We start from the raw sequence: 14,681 nt of genomic DNA, 5'->3' as shown, positions 1-14,681 counted from the left end.
GCCTCGCGTTAGCAGTCTGCTAACAAATGCCCTTGGTGGGTTCGTTGAGGCGCTACGCAAGGCTATGCACGAGGTTACGCAAATTCAAGCTTTTTGCGCATTTCATGCAATTAACGCAAGATTGCGGAAATTGCGTCGCGAGGGCAGTTGTTTGGTGCGGATATTCGCTGGCCACGGACCTTGTTTTTAACAAGCGGCGGACAAAAAGTTACGCAAAAATGGCAGCATGCTGGCCGGAGAGGAAGCCTTAGACGAGGTGATGAACGGTCTCGCCTTCCACCAGGGAAAGGCCGATTTCGAGCTGCTGGACGGCGCGCTCTCCGTCGAGCTGGCTGGCCAGGAGGCGAATGACGCCGCGGCCGATGGCTTCGCGGTCAACGCGGACAGTGGAGAGGCGCGGATTGGCCATGCCGGCAATCGGCAGATCGTCGAAACCGATGATAGAAAACCCCTCCGGCATGGGCGAATCCTGGCCCAGCAGCGCCTCGACCATGCTGACGGCCACGCTGTCGTTCCAGCAAAAGACGGCAGTGACGTCGTATTCGCCCGCAAGAAGGGCCGCGAGCAGATCCTTGCTGGAATGTTCGTTGGAGATTACCACAGTGCCGGAAACCTCAGGGTTTGCGGCGATCGCAGCCTCGAAACCACGCTGGCGCTGCAGGATGGTGGGACGATGGTGGTACGTATAGTGCAGGATGCGGCGGTGGCCGGCTTCGATCAGGCGCTGGGTGGCCCGATAGGCCCCGTAGAAATTGGCCGGCGCAACTGAATTGAAGCGCATGAGCGGGTCGCTGCCATTGGCCAGAACGAGGGCCGTCTCGGTTTCCTGCGCCCATTGGGCGATGTCTGCGGCCGGGTCTATGCCGGCCAGGATCAGGCCGTTGGCACCTGTCTTCGACATCTGCCGGCGGATGAAGTCGAGCGTGACCATATCCTCGTTGACCAGCCGCACATCGAGCACGATGCCGGCCTCGCCGGCCTGGGCACGCATGGCCTCGACAATGCCGTGGTAAAAGCCGGCAAGGCTGCCCATGGCACTGTTAAGGGGAACCAGCGCCAGGGCCCGCTTGTCCAGGCTGCCCATAGCGGGCGGATGCTTGCTCTTGTAGCCCAGCATCCGCGCCATGCGCTGCACTTCGGCGCGCACGGCGTCGCTGATGCCGATCTCATTGGCCAGCGCCCGCGATACGGTGGAGACCGAAACGCCCAGTTTCTCAGCGATATCGGCCTGGCTGGCGCGCTTGCCCGATGCCATAGCGGTTCCCCCTCGATGCCTTTACGCAATATTTGCGTTTCTTGAGCAAATCAAGAGGCTATGATTTTACCCGGCCTCCCTCCCGGACCCCGTGGATGAACGAATGATCGGAGGGCAATTTGCCAACACACTGTTATCGCTAGGCGTCGCCTGGAGACACGCGCGGCGCGCTTGACGCTGATCGCGATTTCACGCATTGATCGCGCCGATGCGGGTGTAGCTCAATGGTAGAGCAGAAGCTTCCCAAGCTTACGACGAGGGTTCGATTCCCTTCACCCGCTCCAGAAATCCCCTAAGTGATTGATTTTACACGTCTTTTTTTATGCTGAATTTACTTAGCGAGTCCTGTGGGGATACCTGCGGAGAGACTTGAGGTGTCGCGACGATCAGGTTGCAACTCGCAACAAGGAACAGCCATACGCCGACTGTCTCAAGTATCTCTTCAGTCGCGTATAATACCCGCAATGCTTCGGGCGACGCACCGCGGACGGAAGCCTCGAAAGCAACTAGATCTAAGCCAATAACTCCTAGAATATAGACCGCGGCGGCGGCGGCAAAAGGCGCAACCGCAAACCCAAATTGCAGGAGTGCTGAGCGAGTGATTGTAGCAAGCACGGCAGTTGCAGCGAGGGCGGCTGCCATCTGGATGTGGAAAGCTGCGCCGGCTGTGCCGATTGCAGAAGCAAGGTGAAAGGTCAGTTCATGGTCAAGATTAGTGTGCTCACTGATCGCCATGTAAAGAAGCGTTGATGGCATAACGAAAAACGTCGGCCTACTGCTCGCGCGCGAGTTATCGATCGCCATGAACCATATGACGGCGCAGACAACCAACCCTGCGCTCTGAAACCAGGACGTCGCGTTGTTATACCCTCCGAACAGGGAAAGCGCCGCGAATCTTCGGTCTGTCGCGTCGTCGACGGCCACAAGCTCCCAGCAAATGCCCGCCGCGATGATGAATGCGCCGAGTGTGAAGCTGGTCCATACCAGTGTTTTCGCGGTTTTGCGGGAGATGTACGAGCCGGCTGTGATGCTTGGTGGCTGATGAAGCATTTTGGTTTCTTTGTTTCTCCGACTACTAGTAACGTCAATGCTTAGTGGTCGGCAACCTCGCGCGAGTTGGCATGATGCGATTGAAATTTTGGCGAAGCACTGCCCTTCGAAACCCCAAAGTGCGTGCGATTGCATGGACCGCAATGCTGATGGTCTTCATCACTGCGATCTGGACCGTCGTAATGCTGACGCTTGGTCTTGATTTTACAGACCGGCAGCGGTTCTGGGAGCCAATGTTCGTTTCATGGGCCGCAGGGGTGGCGTTATTCGGCTTCTCGGTGGTTATCGCCTTGGCCCAGCTCGACGATCCGTTCGCCGAGGGATCATCGCGCCGAATGGAGATCCTGATGCAAGGGCAGGAGGGCCCACACGTCGATTACTTCCTGAGCAAGTTCAAGGAAGCGGAGCAGTATGCCGAGATTGTAGAAAAGACTTTTGTCTTCCAGGAAGTTGCGGAAGACGGCACTCGTGCTCTCCTCGATACCGTGACAAAGATCACGTTGCGGAATTTCATAAATGATGTGGGAAGCACGTATAACCAGCCGATAGGCTTTTCGACGGAAGTGCCAGGGTCATCTGCTCGCGTCCTGTATATGAAGGTAGGAGATGCAGACGTCTCGCTGGACCAGTTTATCCCCGGTCCTTCCTTTCGCGAAACTTACCCTATTAGTATTGGGCCAGGAAAATCGGCCACTGTAGAGTTCGCCATCCGTCGCTGGGTCGATCCCACACGATTGCTACAGAGCACTGCGCGCTTTTCTAGAGCGATCAAAGTGTCCGCACAAAATAACACCGCCGTGAACCTGTCCTATGAATGTAGGACCGGCACTCGTGAGCGATTGCTCGAGCATCTGAACAACAGCGCCCCGATGCCCTCGCCTAAGTCTGGATCTGTGCCGGCGGGCGGGAAAACCAACCTTATCGAGCTTAGTGAAGTGCCCCCGGGAGCGGCCTACCTCGTGAGCGTCTCGGCCCATTTAAGCCCCGCCCCGACTCTAACTCTGTAGCTGATCGCGTTTTCGTCGATCAGCGCTTGAAGCACCTTGCATCCATCCGAACATCAAAGGTCATTCAGCCGGCACCAAAGCTTCAGCGCGGTGATACCTGCGGGGATTCTTGCGGAGATACCTAATCCGCTCCGAACCCATTTTATTAAATGGTTTCAATAGTACAGCGGAGGGGTTTCGAGCCCTTCACCCGCTCCACGCCTCAGGCGGAACCGCGCCTGACCAGTTCAAAACCGACATCGTGAACCGGATCGAGGCCGGGAAAACCTGCGAAGCGCTGGATCAGCGCGGTGGCGGCGGCCTGCCCGAGTGCCTGGCGGTCGATGCGGATCGTGGTCAGCGCCGGCTCGGTGGCGGTAGCAAAATCCTGATCGCCGAAACCGATGACTGCGACGTCCTTGGGCACGGCGAGACCCCTTGCCGCGGCCTCGACCAGAATGCCATGGGCGAACTGGTCGGAACTACAGAAGACCACCGTTCCGGGGCGCAGGCCCCGCTCGACCAGTTGCGCCAGTGCCTCCCGCCCGAGGCCAAGAGTGGCGGAGGGTCCGAGGTCGATCCGTTCGACGGGACCGTGCCCCGCCGTCTCGAACCGCGCGGCAAAGGCGTCGCGCCGGCGCTGGGCGCGTTCATTGCCGGCCGTCACAGTGACAGCGTGGCGATAGCCCGAGGCCAAAGCGAGGTCCGCCGCCGCCTCGGCCGCGGCACCTTGCGAAAAGCCGACGCAGCAATCTACGGGCGTTTCCGTCAGGTCCCAGACTTCCACCACGGGGATGCCGGCGTTGAGCAGCATGCGGCGGGCGGCGGCACTGTGCCTCACCCCGGTCAGCATGATGGCATCGGGCCGGCGCGACAGGTGCGCAGCGATCGCCGCTTCCTCGCGCTCGGGGTCGAAGCCGGTCTCGGACAGCATGATCTGGTAGCCCTGCTCGCGCATGATGTCCGAAAAGGCCTGCAGCGAGCTTGAATAGAAGATATTGGTGATCGAGGGCACCAGGGCCGCGATCAGTTTCGAACGACTGGAAGCCAGCGCTCCGGCCACGGCATTGGGCACATAGCCGGTCTGATTGACGGCATCGCGAATGCGCCGCAGCGTTTCCGGAGACACTTTTTCCGGCGAGGACAGCGCCCGCGACACCGTGACCTGTGACACGCCGGCCAGCCGCCCGACCTCGGCCATGGTGACGCTGGTCCGGCGCAAGGCCTCGTCATTTCCGGACCGCTCGGCCATGATTTCATCCGCCCCTATCCATGCAGCTCTTGTATGCTCTTGTATGCGCTTCCATTGCGGTTGCGCAAGGCGTTCGCGATCGATCCTGGTGGTTGACCAGCATTGATGTATGCGCATACATTGCCGGGAAAGTGGAGGATACGATGGCGGTGGAACGGCGCAAAAAGGTGGAAGATCTGCGATCGGCGCGCTGGTTCGCGCCGGATGATCTGCGCAGCTTCGGCCATCGCTCGCGACTGATGCAGCTCGGCTATTCCGAGGCCGATTTCATGGGCAAGCCGGTCATCGGCATTCTCAACACCTGGTCCGAGCTCAATGCCTGCCACAGCCACTTCCCGGAGCGGGTGGAGGCGGTCAAGCGCGGCGTGCTGGCGGCAGGCGGATTTCCGGTGGAATTGCCGACGCTGTCGGTGGACGAGAGTTTCACCAAGCCCACCTCGATGCTCTATCGCAACATGCTGGCCATGGAGGCGGAAGAGACGATCCGCTCGCATCCGCTCGATGGCGTCGTGCTGATGGGCGGCTGCGACAAGACTACGCCGGGCCTCGTCATGGGCGGGCTGACCGCCGGGGTGCCGATGATCTACCTGCCGGCCGGGCCAATGCTGCGCGGCAATTATGCGGGCAAGGCGCTGGGTTCTGGCTCGGATGCCTGGAAATACTGGGACGAGCGGCGCGCCGGCAATGTCAGCGACGAACAATGGCAGGGCCTACAGGGCGGCATCGCCCGCTCGGCCGGCGTCTGCATGACCATGGGCACGGCTTCAACCATGACCGCCATCGTCGACGCCATGGGCCTCACCCTGCCCGGCGCATCGTCCATCCCGGCGGTCGATTCCGGCCACCAGCGCATGGCCACCGATTGCGGGCGGCGCATCGTCGACATGGTTTGGGAAGACCTGACGCCGGACCGCGTCGCCACCAGCGCCGCTTTCCGCAATGCCGCCATCGTGGCCATGGCCACGGGCTGCTCCACCAATGCGGTGGTGCATCTCATCGCCATGGCTCGGCGGGCCGGGGTGGACCTGACGCTCGACGATCTCGACGCGCTGGGACGGGACACGCCGCTGCTCGCCAATGTCCGGCCTTCGGGCAAGGACTATCTGATGGAGGACTTTTACTTTGCCGGCGGCCTGCGGGCGCTGATGCTGCAGATCGGCGAGCGCCTCGACCTCACATGCATGACCGTCAATGGACGGACGCTCGGCGACAATCTCGAGGGCGCCGTGGTCTACAATGACGACGTCATCCGGCCTCTGTCGAACCCGGTCTATCACGAGGGCTCGCTGGCGGTGCTGCGCGGTAATCTCTGCCCCGATGGCGCCGTGATCAAGCCGGCAGCCTGCGACCCGAAATATTACCGCCACCAGGGGCCGGCGCTGGTCTTTGACTCGTATCCCGAGATGAAGAAGGCGATCGACGACGAAAACCTCGATGTGACGCCGGACCATGTGCTGGTGCTGCGCAATGCCGGTCCGCTGGGTGGTCCGGGCATGCCGGAATGGGGAATGCTGCCCATTCCCAAGGCGCTGATCAAACAGGGATATCGCGACATGCTGCGTATTTCGGACGCGCGCATGTCGGGCACGTCCTATGGCGCCTGCGTGCTGCATGTGGCGCCCGAGAGCTATGTGGGCGGGCCGCTGGCGCTGCTGCGGAACGGTGACATCGTGCGGCTGGACCTCGACAATCGCCGGCTCGACATGCTGGTGGCGGAAGACGAAATCGCCCGCCGCAAGACGGAGTGGACACCGCCGCCACCGCGCTTCGAGCGCGGCTGGGGCTGGATGTATTCCAAGCATGTCACCCAGGCCGACAAAGGCTGCGACTTCGATTTTCTTGAACGGGGTTTCGGGGCTGCGGCTGGGGAGCCGGATATTTACTAGCGCGCAGTGATGAGAACACGCGCCTTACTCCAATTTGTCACCCCGGCGAAGGCCGGGGCCCATCCTGAAATCTCAAGATGGATCCCGGCCTTCGCCGGGATGACAGTCAGTGGGTGGGGCAGCTTCAGATAAAAAGGACAGACACCATGGCACTCACTCTCGACCAGGCCCTGACCGGCATTTCCGGCATTCTCGTCACGCCCTATGACGACAAGGGCGACGTGGCGCCGCAGACGCTCGTGCCTATCCTTGATCGGGCGTTGGGAGCGGGTCTCCACATGCCCGTGGTCAACGGCAATACCGGCGAATTCTATGCACTGACCACCGAGGAAGCCAAAACCATGGTGCGCGAAGTGGTACGGCTGGTCGATGGTCGGGCGCCGGTGCTTGCCGGCATCGGGCGCGGCATTCGGGACGCCATGGCGCTGGCAAAGGTGTCTGCCGATGCGGGGGCGACGGCGCTGATGGTGCACCAGCCGCCCGATCCCTTCGTATCGCCGCGCGGCACTGTGGACTACCTCAAGGCCATTGCCGATGCCTCCGGCGGGCTGCCCATGATGCTCTACCTGCGCAATGACGCCATCGGCACCAAGGCCATTGCCGAGCTCTGCGCCCTGCCCCAGGTCAAGGGCATCAAATGGGCCACGCCCAATCCGCTGAAACTGGCCGAGGCCAAGGCGGCCTGCGATCCGAGCCTGGTCTGGGTCGGCGGGCTGGCCGAAATCTGGGCGCCGGCCTTTTACGCCGTGGGCGCACGCGGCTTCACCTCGGGCCTCATCAATGTCTGGCCGGAGCGGTCTCTCGCCATCCACGCGGCGCTGGAAGCGGGCAAGTTCGCAGAGGCCAATGGGTTGATCGCAGGAATGAAGGCCTTCGAAGACATCCGCGCCGAAGAAATGAACGGCACCAACGTAACCGGGGTCAAGGCGGCGCTGAAGGCGTTGGGCCGCGATTGCGGACCGACGCGCCCGCCCTCGGCCTGGCCGCTGACTGAGGGCCAGCAGGCCAAGCTCGATGCCTTTATCGCCGAAAATGGGCTGAGCTGATCGAGGCCCGGCGCGCGGCGTTCACGCCGCCGTCACAAAATGCTTGTGCATCCTTGCCCTGGCGGTCCACACATCGCTCACAACGGGCGAGGTGCCAGGTGGCCAGTAAAACCGCAACCTTGATGGAAGTCGCGCGCCTGGCAGGCGTTTCGACCGCGACGGTCAATCGCGTGCTCAAGGGACAGGGCTACATTTCCGAGACGGCGCGCGAGAAGGTGATGGCGGCCGTCGCGGCGACGCACTACCAGCCAAACGTGGTGGCGCGGGGCCTGCGGACACAGCGCAGCTATACGATCGGCCTGATGCTGACGGCCATCACCGTCAATCCGTTCTTTGTCGGCGTGGCTCATGCGGTGGAAATCGCGGCCATCAAGGCCGGCTATCGGGTGATGATCTTCAACCATGGCGAGAGCGCCGATACGGAGCGGCGCGGCGTCGAGAGCTTCATCGCCCAGCGCGTCGATGCGGTGCTGTTCTGCACCGCGCTTGATGCGAGCAGCATTGCCATGCTGGAGCGTGCCGGCATTCCCGCCATCGAGATCGAACGCTCGCTGACCGATGCGCCCTGCGTGCGGGTCGACAATTATGTCGGCGCCCGGGCGGCCGTCGATCACCTGGTGGGCCTCGGGCATCGCAGCATCGCCTTTGTCGGGGGTGACCCGGCGCTTTACGCGCGCGATGCGCGGCGGCAGAAATCGGTCGAGGATGACCGGCTCAGCGCCTATCGCGACGGCATCCGGGCCCATGGCATCAAGGAGCGGCCGGACCTGGTTCGGCTTGGTGTCTATTACAGTGTCGAAAGCGGCGGCTCGGGCGAGGAGGGGCGGCTCCATACCGAGGCGCTGATGGCCCTGTCCGAACCGCCTACGGCGATCTTTGCGACCTGCGATATTCTCGCTGCCGGCGTGTTGCAGGCGCTCTATGCCGCCGGGCGCCGGGTGCCCGACGATGTCTCGGTGGTCGGCTTCGACGATACCCTTGCCACCCATCTCGCCCCTGGCCTCACGACCGTCGCCCAGCCGGTCGAGGCGCTGGGACGGGAAGCCTTCCACAGCGCCGTGGCGGCGATCGAAGGCGGCGAAAGCCCCACTGAAATCGTTCTCAGCGCGAGTCTGGTGATCCGGCAGTCCACCGGCAAGGCAACGCGCTAGCGACAGGTTTGACAAGCCGTAGATCCGCTGTTAACGATTTGATGTGTCAACGATGACACATGCCCTTTCGAGGAGGAAAGGGCGCTCGCAACACGTGAGCATTTCAGGGAGGATCTACGACTATGCGGCATCATTTGCTGACCGCGACGGCGCTCGCCTCGCTTCTGCTGACTGCCCCGGCCTTCGCCCAGACAGTGACCTTCTGGCAGTTCTCGACCAACCCCAACGACATTGCTGCATGGGAAGGGATCATCGAGGCCTTCGAGGCCAGCCATGAGGGCATCGATGTCGTCATGGAAATCGTGCCGTGGTCCGAGCAGCAGCAGCGGCTGGTGACGGCGCTGACCACTGGCGGCCTGCCCGACGTGTCCATGCTGGGCAACAATGTGGTGGCCCAGTTCCAGGCCACGGGCGCGCTCGCGCCGCTCGACGATGCCTTCGCCGCCTATGACGCGGCCAACGGCACCAATGTCGCCGAGGACATCTGGCCGGGCGACAAGGGCTATTACAACCTAGGTGGCCAGTGGTGGGCCTCGCCCATCGCCGTCGAAACCCGCGCGCTCTACTATCGCAAGGACCTGTTCGAGGCAGCTGGGCTCGATCCCAATGATCCGCCCGATACCTGGGAAGAGCTGCGCGCCGCCGCCAAGACGCTGACCGAGGCGTCCGAGGACGGCGTCTATGGCATCGGCCTTGGCACCAGCCTCGACTATTTCACCGTGCACAATTTCATGAGCGCGTATCTGGGCTATGGCGCCCGCATGCTCAATGATGACGGCACCTGCGGCTTCGATACGCCCGAGTTCAAGGAAGCGCTCAGCGTCTATACCGGCATTGCGCTGGATGGCTCGACCCATCCCGATGCGGCCAGCATGAATGGCGACACGTTCCAGCGCGGCTTCCTCGATGGGCGCTATGCCATGATCCTGATGCATCCGAGCCTTTATCGCGACCTCCAGACCGAGCAGCCGGAATGGCTCGACCAGGTGGCCATCGCCAAGGTGCCGGCCGGGCCGGCAAACCGCTCGGGCTTCCTCGGCGGCTGGCCGCTGGTGATGTGGGAAGCGTCGCAGAACAAGGAAGCGGCGGGCCAGTTCATCATGTTCGCCACCCATGGCGACGCCTTCAAGGACCTGGCGATTGCCGGCGGCTTCATCCCCGGCAGCATTTCGCTGGCCCAGGGCGCGCCCTGGACCGAGGAGCCCTATCCGCTGTTCGTCGAGCAGTTGCAGGACGCCCGTCCCTATCAGTATCCGAGCGAGGCCATCGCCCAGATGGGGCAGCTTGAAGTCGACACCATCCAGAAGGCCGTGCAGGCCGTGGCCCTGGGCCAGAAGGATGTCGATCAGGCCACCGCAGACCTCTGCACGGACATCAACACGGTGCTGCAGCGTTAAGCCGGCCGCACCTCGCCCCGGGCGCCACTCTCCCCGCCCGGGGCCAATTCCGATAGTCCAAGGCGCGCCCATGTCCACCCAAAGTCCCGAGACCTATCCGCGGCCCTTCGGCGAGGTGGCCCTGCCCTATGCGCTGATCGCCCCGGCCATCGTCGTGGCCCTCGCCATCGCCGTCATCCCGCTGATCTATGCGCTCTACCTGTCGTTCCAGGACTGGTATCTCCTGCGCAATCCGCAGCCGGTCTGGGGCGGCCTCGTCAACTACCAGGCGCTGCTTGGCGATGCGGGCCTCTGGCGCGCCTTCTGGCGCACCTGGGTGTGGACGATCGGCACCGTGGTGGTGGAAGTGGCGCTGGCCCTGCCGCTGGCGCTCTTGCTCAACCGCGACACGCCCATGGCCAAGGCGGCCTCGGCATTGATCCTCCTGCCCTGGGTGATGCCGTTCATCGTGCTCGGCTATGGCTGGCGGTTCCTGCTCGACAGCGAGGCCGGACCCATCCATGCGCTGCTCGAAGCCGTCGGCATTGCCGGCAACAGCTCCATCCTCAACGACCCCAACATGGCGCTGGCTGTCATCATCTTCATTTCCGGCTGGAAGGGCATGCCTTTCATGGTGCTGGCGCTCCTGGCGGCGCTGAAATCCATCCCCGCCGAACTCTACGAAGCCGCCGAAATGGACGGGGCCAGCCACTGGCAGCGCTTCGTCACCATCACCTTGCCCTCGATCCAGAACACCATGCTGGTGATCGGCTTGGTGCTCGGGATCCTCGCCTTCTACAGTTTCGACCTGCCCTGGATCATGACCCGTGGCGGCCCGCAGGACGCCACCACCATTCTCGGGATCAGCATGTACAAGGCGGTCTTTACCGACTTGAGGCCCTCCTATGCCGCAGCAATCAGCGTGGTGATGCTGCTTGTGCTGGCCGTGGCCTCCTTCCTCTCGCTCAAGCTCAGGAGACGGCAATGACCGATAACCGCCTCCGCGACGGGCTGCTCGACGCCGTCACCCTGGTTGCGCTGATCCTGGTGCTCCTCCCGATCATCTGGGTGTTCATCGCCTCGATCCGGCCCGACGCCGACATCATGACCGGCGGCCTCATCCCGACGCGCTTCACCGTCGAGCACTTCCTCGCCATCTTTGCGCGCAGCGACTTCCTCGTGGCGCTGCGCAACAGCCTGATCGTGGGCGTGGTCGTGTCGATCTGCACGGTGCTGATCGCGGTGCCGGCCTCCTATTCGCTGAGCCGCTTCACCTATCTCGGCCGCGATTTCATGGGGTTTCTGATCCTCGCCACGCAGATGCTGCCGGCCGTCGCGGTGCTGGTGCCCATCGTGGTGCTGATCCGTTCGCTGGGCCTCACCAATACGCTGACGGCGCTGACCTTCACCCATCTCGCGCTCGGCCTGCCCATCGCCGTGTGGATGCTCAAAGGCTATATCGACGCGGTGCCGCGCGAGCTCGAAGAGGCCTCGATCATCGACGGCTCGACGCAGCTCGGGGCGATGTTCCGCATCACCCTGCCGCTGATCCGGCCAGCCGTGATCGCCGTGGGAACCTTTGCCTTCGTCCTGTCATGGGGCGAGTTCCTCCTGGCCCTGGCGCTGATTTCCAAGACCGAGGTCAAGACGCTGCCGCTGGCCTTGCAAACCCTCTTCGACCCCTATTCCTTCAGTTGGGGCGAGGTCATGGCGGGTGGTGTGGTGATCGCCGTGCCGACCGTGGTCCTGTTCCTGCTGTTCCGCAACCAACTCGTCGGCGGCCTCACCGCTGGCGGCATCAAGGGATAATCCGCCCGTGTCCATCAGAACCCAGTCCCTTTATTTCACCGGCCCGCGTGCGGTCGATATCCGCGACGAGGACCTTGCCGATCCCGGAAAGGGCCAGGTGCGGCTCGACCTCCTGGTTTCAGGGATCAGCGCCGGTACCGAACTCAATGTGTTCCGCGGGCTCGCGCCGCAATGGCGCCAGTCGATGGACCCCAAGACACGGCTCTTTTCCGACGCCAACGGGTCGGACTGGAGCTGGCCGGCGCGCTACGGCTATGCCGCCGTCGGTCATGTGAGCGAAGTCGGTCCAGCCATATCGGGCCTCAAGCAGGGCGACCTGGTGTTCGCCTATGTGCCCCATGGCCGCCACGCCGTGGTTTCCGCCGATGCGGTCGTGCCGCTGGGCACGCTGGACGATCCGGAACTGGGCGTCTTCTTTGCCAATCTCAACACCGCCTATAACGGCGTGCTCGACGCCAATATTCCACTCGGCGCCGATGTGGTCGTGAGCGGGCTCGGGGTGATCGGGCAGATGGTCACCCGGCTGCTGCGTCGCAATGGCGCGCGGCGGATCATCGTCGTCGACGGCATCGAGCAGCGCCGGGCGGCGGCCCTGGCCGGTGGCGCGACCGTGGCGCTCAGCCCCTTTGACGGATCGGTGGCCGAACGGGTGCGCGAGCTGACCGACGGACGCGGCGCCGATACCGTCATCGAAGTCTCCGGAGCCGCACCCGCCCTCAATGAGGCGATCCGCACCGCCGGCTTCAATGGCACGGTCGTGGCCATGTCCTGGTATGGCGGGACCTTCGAGAGCCTCAGCCTTTCGGGCGAATTCCACCACAACCGCCCGCGCATCATTTCCTCGCAGGTGGGCACAGTGAACCCCTTCCTCGGCCCGCTGTGGTCGGTGGGGCGGCGGGGCCAGATCGTCCGCGAATATCTCGGCGAGCTCGCGCCCGACCTGAAGGGTTTCGTCACCCATCGCGTACCGCTCGCCGAGGCCGGACGCGGCTACAGCCTGCTCGACCAGGGTTCGCCCGACGTCATGCAGGTGCTCATCGACTATCGTCAATCCTGACCGGAATGCATGACATGAAACTCTCCGCCTGCATCGAATGGCTGTTTGCCGATGCCACCGACGACTTTGCCGAACGGATCCGCCTGGCCAAGGCCTCGGGTCTCGAGGCCGTCGAATTCTGGTTCTGGAGCAACAAGGATCTCGACGCGGTCGAGGCGGCGCTCAAGGAAACGGGCCTCAGCCTCAGCGGCTTCGTGGCCGAACCGATGATCCCGCTGACCGACCCGGCCAACCGGGCGAAATTCCTCGCCGGTCTCAGGGTCAGCGTCGAGACGGCGCAGCGCCTGGGCGCCAAGGTGCTGATCGCCCAGGCGGGTGACGACCTGCCGGGTCGTGGCCGCGCCGAACAGCGAGCCAGCCTCGTGGATACCCTGCGCGCCGCGGCCGATGTGCTGAAGGGGACCGGCGTGAAGCTGGGCGTCGAGCCGCTCAATACGCTGATCGACCACAAGGGCTATTTCCTCGGTTCGACGGCCGAAGCGCTCGACATCGTGGACGAGGTCGGGCGGCCGGAAATCGGCATCGTCTATGACCTCTATCATTCCGCGGTCATGGGCGAGCGCATCGAGGATGTGCTGGCTGGCCGTGTCGGGCATGTGCTCCACGCCCATGTTGCCGATCATCCGGGCCGCAACGATCCGGGCCAGGGGGACATCGACCTCGGCAAGCGCCTCGCCTGGCTCTTCGCCAATGGCTATGCCGGCGCCGTCGGGCTCGAATACCGGCCCGTGGGCTCCACGGCCGAGGCCCTGCCGCAGGTTCGCACCCTGCTCGAAACCGCATAACCCGGAAAGCCAAGCCCATGTCCGACATCAAGGTCAGCAACCTGCGCAAGAGCTACGGCGCCGTGGAAGTCCTGAGGGATATCAACCTCGATATCGGCTCGGGTGAGTTCGTGATCTTTGTCGGGCCTTCGGGCTGTGGCAAGTCCACCCTGCTGCGCTGCATTTCCGGCCTCGAGAGCATTACCTCGGGGCGGCTGGAAATCGGCGGCAAGGTGGTGAACCAGGTGCCGCCCAGCAAGCGCGGCATCGCCATGGTTTTCCAGTCCTACGCGCTTTATCCGCATATGAATGTGCGGGACAATATGGGCTATTCGCTGCGGCTGCGCCGCGCCTCGCGGGCCGAGACCGAGGCACGGGTCAACGAGGCTGCGGCCAAGCTGCAACTCCAGCCCTATCTCGATCGCTTCCCGCGCGAGCTGTCGGGCGGGCAGAGGCAACGCGTCGCCATCGGCCGCGCCATCGTGCGCGATCCGGCGGTGTTCCTGTTCGACGAACCGCTGTCCAATCTCGACGCGGCCCTGCGGGTCGCGACCCGCCTCGAGATCGCGGCGCTCAAGGAAACCCTGCCCCAGACCACCATGATCTATGTGACCCATGACCAGGTCGAGGCCATGACCCTGGCCGACCGTATCGTGGTGCTGAATGCCGGCCGGGTGGAACAGGTCGGAACGCCCGAGGAGCTCTACGAGGCGCCGGGCTCGCTGTTCGTCGCCGGCTTCATCGGCTCGCCCTCGATGAACATCATTTCCGGTGCCTTTGCCGAAGGCCTCGGCGCCCCGACGATCGGCATCCGCCCCGAGGACGTGATCCTGGGTGAAGGGCCCTATCAGGGACGGGTGACGCACAAGGAATATCTGGGCGCCGACAGCTTCGTTTATCTCGACGAGCCGGTGGCCGGACGGCTGACGGCGCGTGTGCCGGGCAAGGCCGACTATCCCGATGGCACCACCATGGCCTTCGGTTTCCAGCCGGCAAAAATCCACCGCTTCGACGCCACAGGCAAACGGCTCACGACGGCCTGATCCCGG

Annotated in this window: 13 protein-coding genes and 1 tRNA gene; 11 read left to right on the top strand and 3 right to left on the bottom strand. The window is 63.5% G+C overall.

Features of this window, described 5'->3' with window-relative positions; genetic code table 11:
- Nucleotides 1–247: 247 nt before the first annotated feature.
- Nucleotides 248–1,255 carry a LacI family DNA-binding transcriptional regulator gene (locus tag JEQ47_RS07625; protein WP_236020754.1) on the bottom strand — a complete coding sequence of 336 codons (1,008 nt, stop codon included), beginning with the start codon at nucleotides 1,253–1,255 and terminating at the stop codon, nucleotides 248–250.
- Nucleotides 1,256–1,465: 210 nt separating this feature from the next.
- Between JEQ47_RS07625 and JEQ47_RS07620 the strand changes: the two genes are divergently transcribed.
- A tRNA-Gly gene (locus JEQ47_RS07620) sits at nucleotides 1,466–1,539 on the top strand.
- Nucleotides 1,540–1,561: 22 nt separating this feature from the next.
- Here JEQ47_RS07620 and JEQ47_RS07615 read toward each other — a convergent pair.
- Nucleotides 1,562–2,305 (bottom strand): hypothetical protein, encoded by a 744-nt coding sequence (locus JEQ47_RS07615; RefSeq protein ID WP_198875825.1) that lies wholly within the window; start codon nucleotides 2,303–2,305, stop codon nucleotides 1,562–1,564.
- A gap of 149 nt (nucleotides 2,306–2,454) precedes the next feature.
- Between JEQ47_RS07615 and JEQ47_RS07610 the strand changes: the two genes are divergently transcribed.
- Nucleotides 2,455–3,312 (top strand): hypothetical protein, encoded by an 858-nt coding sequence (locus JEQ47_RS07610; protein ID WP_198875824.1) that lies wholly within the window; start codon nucleotides 2,455–2,457, stop codon nucleotides 3,310–3,312.
- A gap of 202 nt (nucleotides 3,313–3,514) precedes the next feature.
- Here JEQ47_RS07610 and JEQ47_RS07605 read toward each other — a convergent pair whose 3' ends face one another.
- Nucleotides 3,515–4,543, bottom strand: coding sequence for a LacI family DNA-binding transcriptional regulator (locus JEQ47_RS07605; RefSeq protein WP_236020753.1), 1,029 nt, complete (start codon nucleotides 4,541–4,543; stop codon nucleotides 3,515–3,517).
- A gap of 143 nt (nucleotides 4,544–4,686) precedes the next feature.
- On the opposite strand from JEQ47_RS07605, the gene araD reads away from it, so the two are divergent.
- From araD to JEQ47_RS07560, 9 genes are all read left to right on the top strand, one after another.
- Nucleotides 4,687–6,429: an L-arabinonate dehydratase gene (gene araD / locus JEQ47_RS07600; RefSeq protein WP_198875823.1), complete on the top strand. Its 1,743-nt coding sequence runs from the start codon at nucleotides 4,687–4,689 to the stop codon at nucleotides 6,427–6,429.
- Nucleotides 6,430–6,575: 146 nt separating this feature from the next.
- On the top strand, nucleotides 6,576–7,475 hold the full coding sequence (locus JEQ47_RS07595; RefSeq protein WP_198875822.1) for a dihydrodipicolinate synthase family protein: 900 nt from the start codon (nucleotides 6,576–6,578) through the stop codon (nucleotides 7,473–7,475).
- A 98-nt stretch (nucleotides 7,476–7,573) separates the two neighbouring features.
- The gene (locus JEQ47_RS07590) at nucleotides 7,574–8,626 is read left to right on the top strand and encodes a LacI family DNA-binding transcriptional regulator (RefSeq protein WP_198875821.1); all 1,053 of its coding nucleotides are present in this window, start codon (nucleotides 7,574–7,576) and stop codon (nucleotides 8,624–8,626) included.
- A 122-nt stretch (nucleotides 8,627–8,748) separates the two neighbouring features.
- Nucleotides 8,749–10,023 (top strand): ABC transporter substrate-binding protein, encoded by a 1,275-nt coding sequence (locus JEQ47_RS07585; RefSeq protein WP_198875820.1) that lies wholly within the window; start codon nucleotides 8,749–8,751, stop codon nucleotides 10,021–10,023.
- Nucleotides 10,024–10,093: 70 nt separating this feature from the next.
- Nucleotides 10,094–10,990 (top strand): carbohydrate ABC transporter permease, encoded by an 897-nt coding sequence (locus JEQ47_RS07580; protein WP_198875819.1) that lies wholly within the window; start codon nucleotides 10,094–10,096, stop codon nucleotides 10,988–10,990.
- A complete protein-coding gene (locus JEQ47_RS07575) occupies nucleotides 10,987–11,811 on the top strand; it encodes a carbohydrate ABC transporter permease (RefSeq protein WP_198875818.1) in 825 nt (274 codons plus the stop codon). Before JEQ47_RS07580 ends, JEQ47_RS07575 begins: the two co-directional genes overlap by 4 nt.
- Before the next feature lie 7 nt (nucleotides 11,812–11,818).
- Nucleotides 11,819–12,868, top strand: a complete 1,050-nt coding sequence (locus JEQ47_RS21030) for a zinc-dependent alcohol dehydrogenase (protein WP_198875817.1) — start codon at nucleotides 11,819–11,821, stop codon at nucleotides 12,866–12,868.
- A 14-nt stretch (nucleotides 12,869–12,882) separates the two neighbouring features.
- Entirely contained in the window at nucleotides 12,883–13,653 is a 771-nt protein-coding gene (locus JEQ47_RS07565) for a TIM barrel protein (RefSeq protein ID WP_198875816.1), read from the top strand.
- Between the two features lie 17 nt (nucleotides 13,654–13,670).
- Entirely contained in the window at nucleotides 13,671–14,675 is a 1,005-nt protein-coding gene (locus tag JEQ47_RS07560; protein WP_198875815.1) for an ABC transporter ATP-binding protein, read from the top strand.
- The last annotated feature ends 6 nt before the right edge of the window (nucleotides 14,676–14,681 follow it).

It is taken from the genome of Devosia sediminis (assembly GCF_016411825.1).
GTDB classification, from domain to species: domain Bacteria; phylum Pseudomonadota; class Alphaproteobacteria; order Rhizobiales; family Devosiaceae; genus Devosia; species Devosia sediminis.
This window is presented reverse-complemented; position numbering and strand designations above follow the sequence as displayed.

Bases quoted from the DNA above. Each gene is read 5' to 3' on its own strand.
- JEQ47_RS07625 (WP_236020754.1), bottom strand. From the start codon at position 1,255: ATGGCATCGGGCAAGCGCGCCAGCCAGGCCGATATCGCTGAGAAACTG.
- JEQ47_RS07615 (WP_198875825.1), bottom strand. From the start codon at position 2,305: ATGCTTCATCAGCCACCAAGCATCACAGCCGGCTCGTACATCTCCCGC.
- JEQ47_RS07610 (WP_198875824.1), top strand. From the start codon at position 2,455: ATGGTCTTCATCACTGCGATCTGGACCGTCGTAATGCTGACGCTTGGT.
- JEQ47_RS07605 (WP_236020753.1), bottom strand. From the start codon at position 4,543: ATGGCCGAGCGGTCCGGAAATGACGAGGCCTTGCGCCGGACCAGCGTC.
- araD (WP_198875823.1), top strand. From the start codon at position 4,687: ATGGCGGTGGAACGGCGCAAAAAGGTGGAAGATCTGCGATCGGCGCGC.
- JEQ47_RS07595 (WP_198875822.1), top strand. From the start codon at position 6,576: ATGGCACTCACTCTCGACCAGGCCCTGACCGGCATTTCCGGCATTCTC.
- JEQ47_RS07585 (WP_198875820.1), top strand. From the start codon at position 8,749: ATGCGGCATCATTTGCTGACCGCGACGGCGCTCGCCTCGCTTCTGCTG.
- JEQ47_RS07580 (WP_198875819.1), top strand. From the start codon at position 10,094: ATGTCCACCCAAAGTCCCGAGACCTATCCGCGGCCCTTCGGCGAGGTG.
- JEQ47_RS07575 (WP_198875818.1), top strand. From the start codon at position 10,987: ATGACCGATAACCGCCTCCGCGACGGGCTGCTCGACGCCGTCACCCTG.
- JEQ47_RS07565 (WP_198875816.1), top strand. From the start codon at position 12,883: ATGAAACTCTCCGCCTGCATCGAATGGCTGTTTGCCGATGCCACCGAC.
- JEQ47_RS07560 (WP_198875815.1), top strand. From the start codon at position 13,671: ATGTCCGACATCAAGGTCAGCAACCTGCGCAAGAGCTACGGCGCCGTG.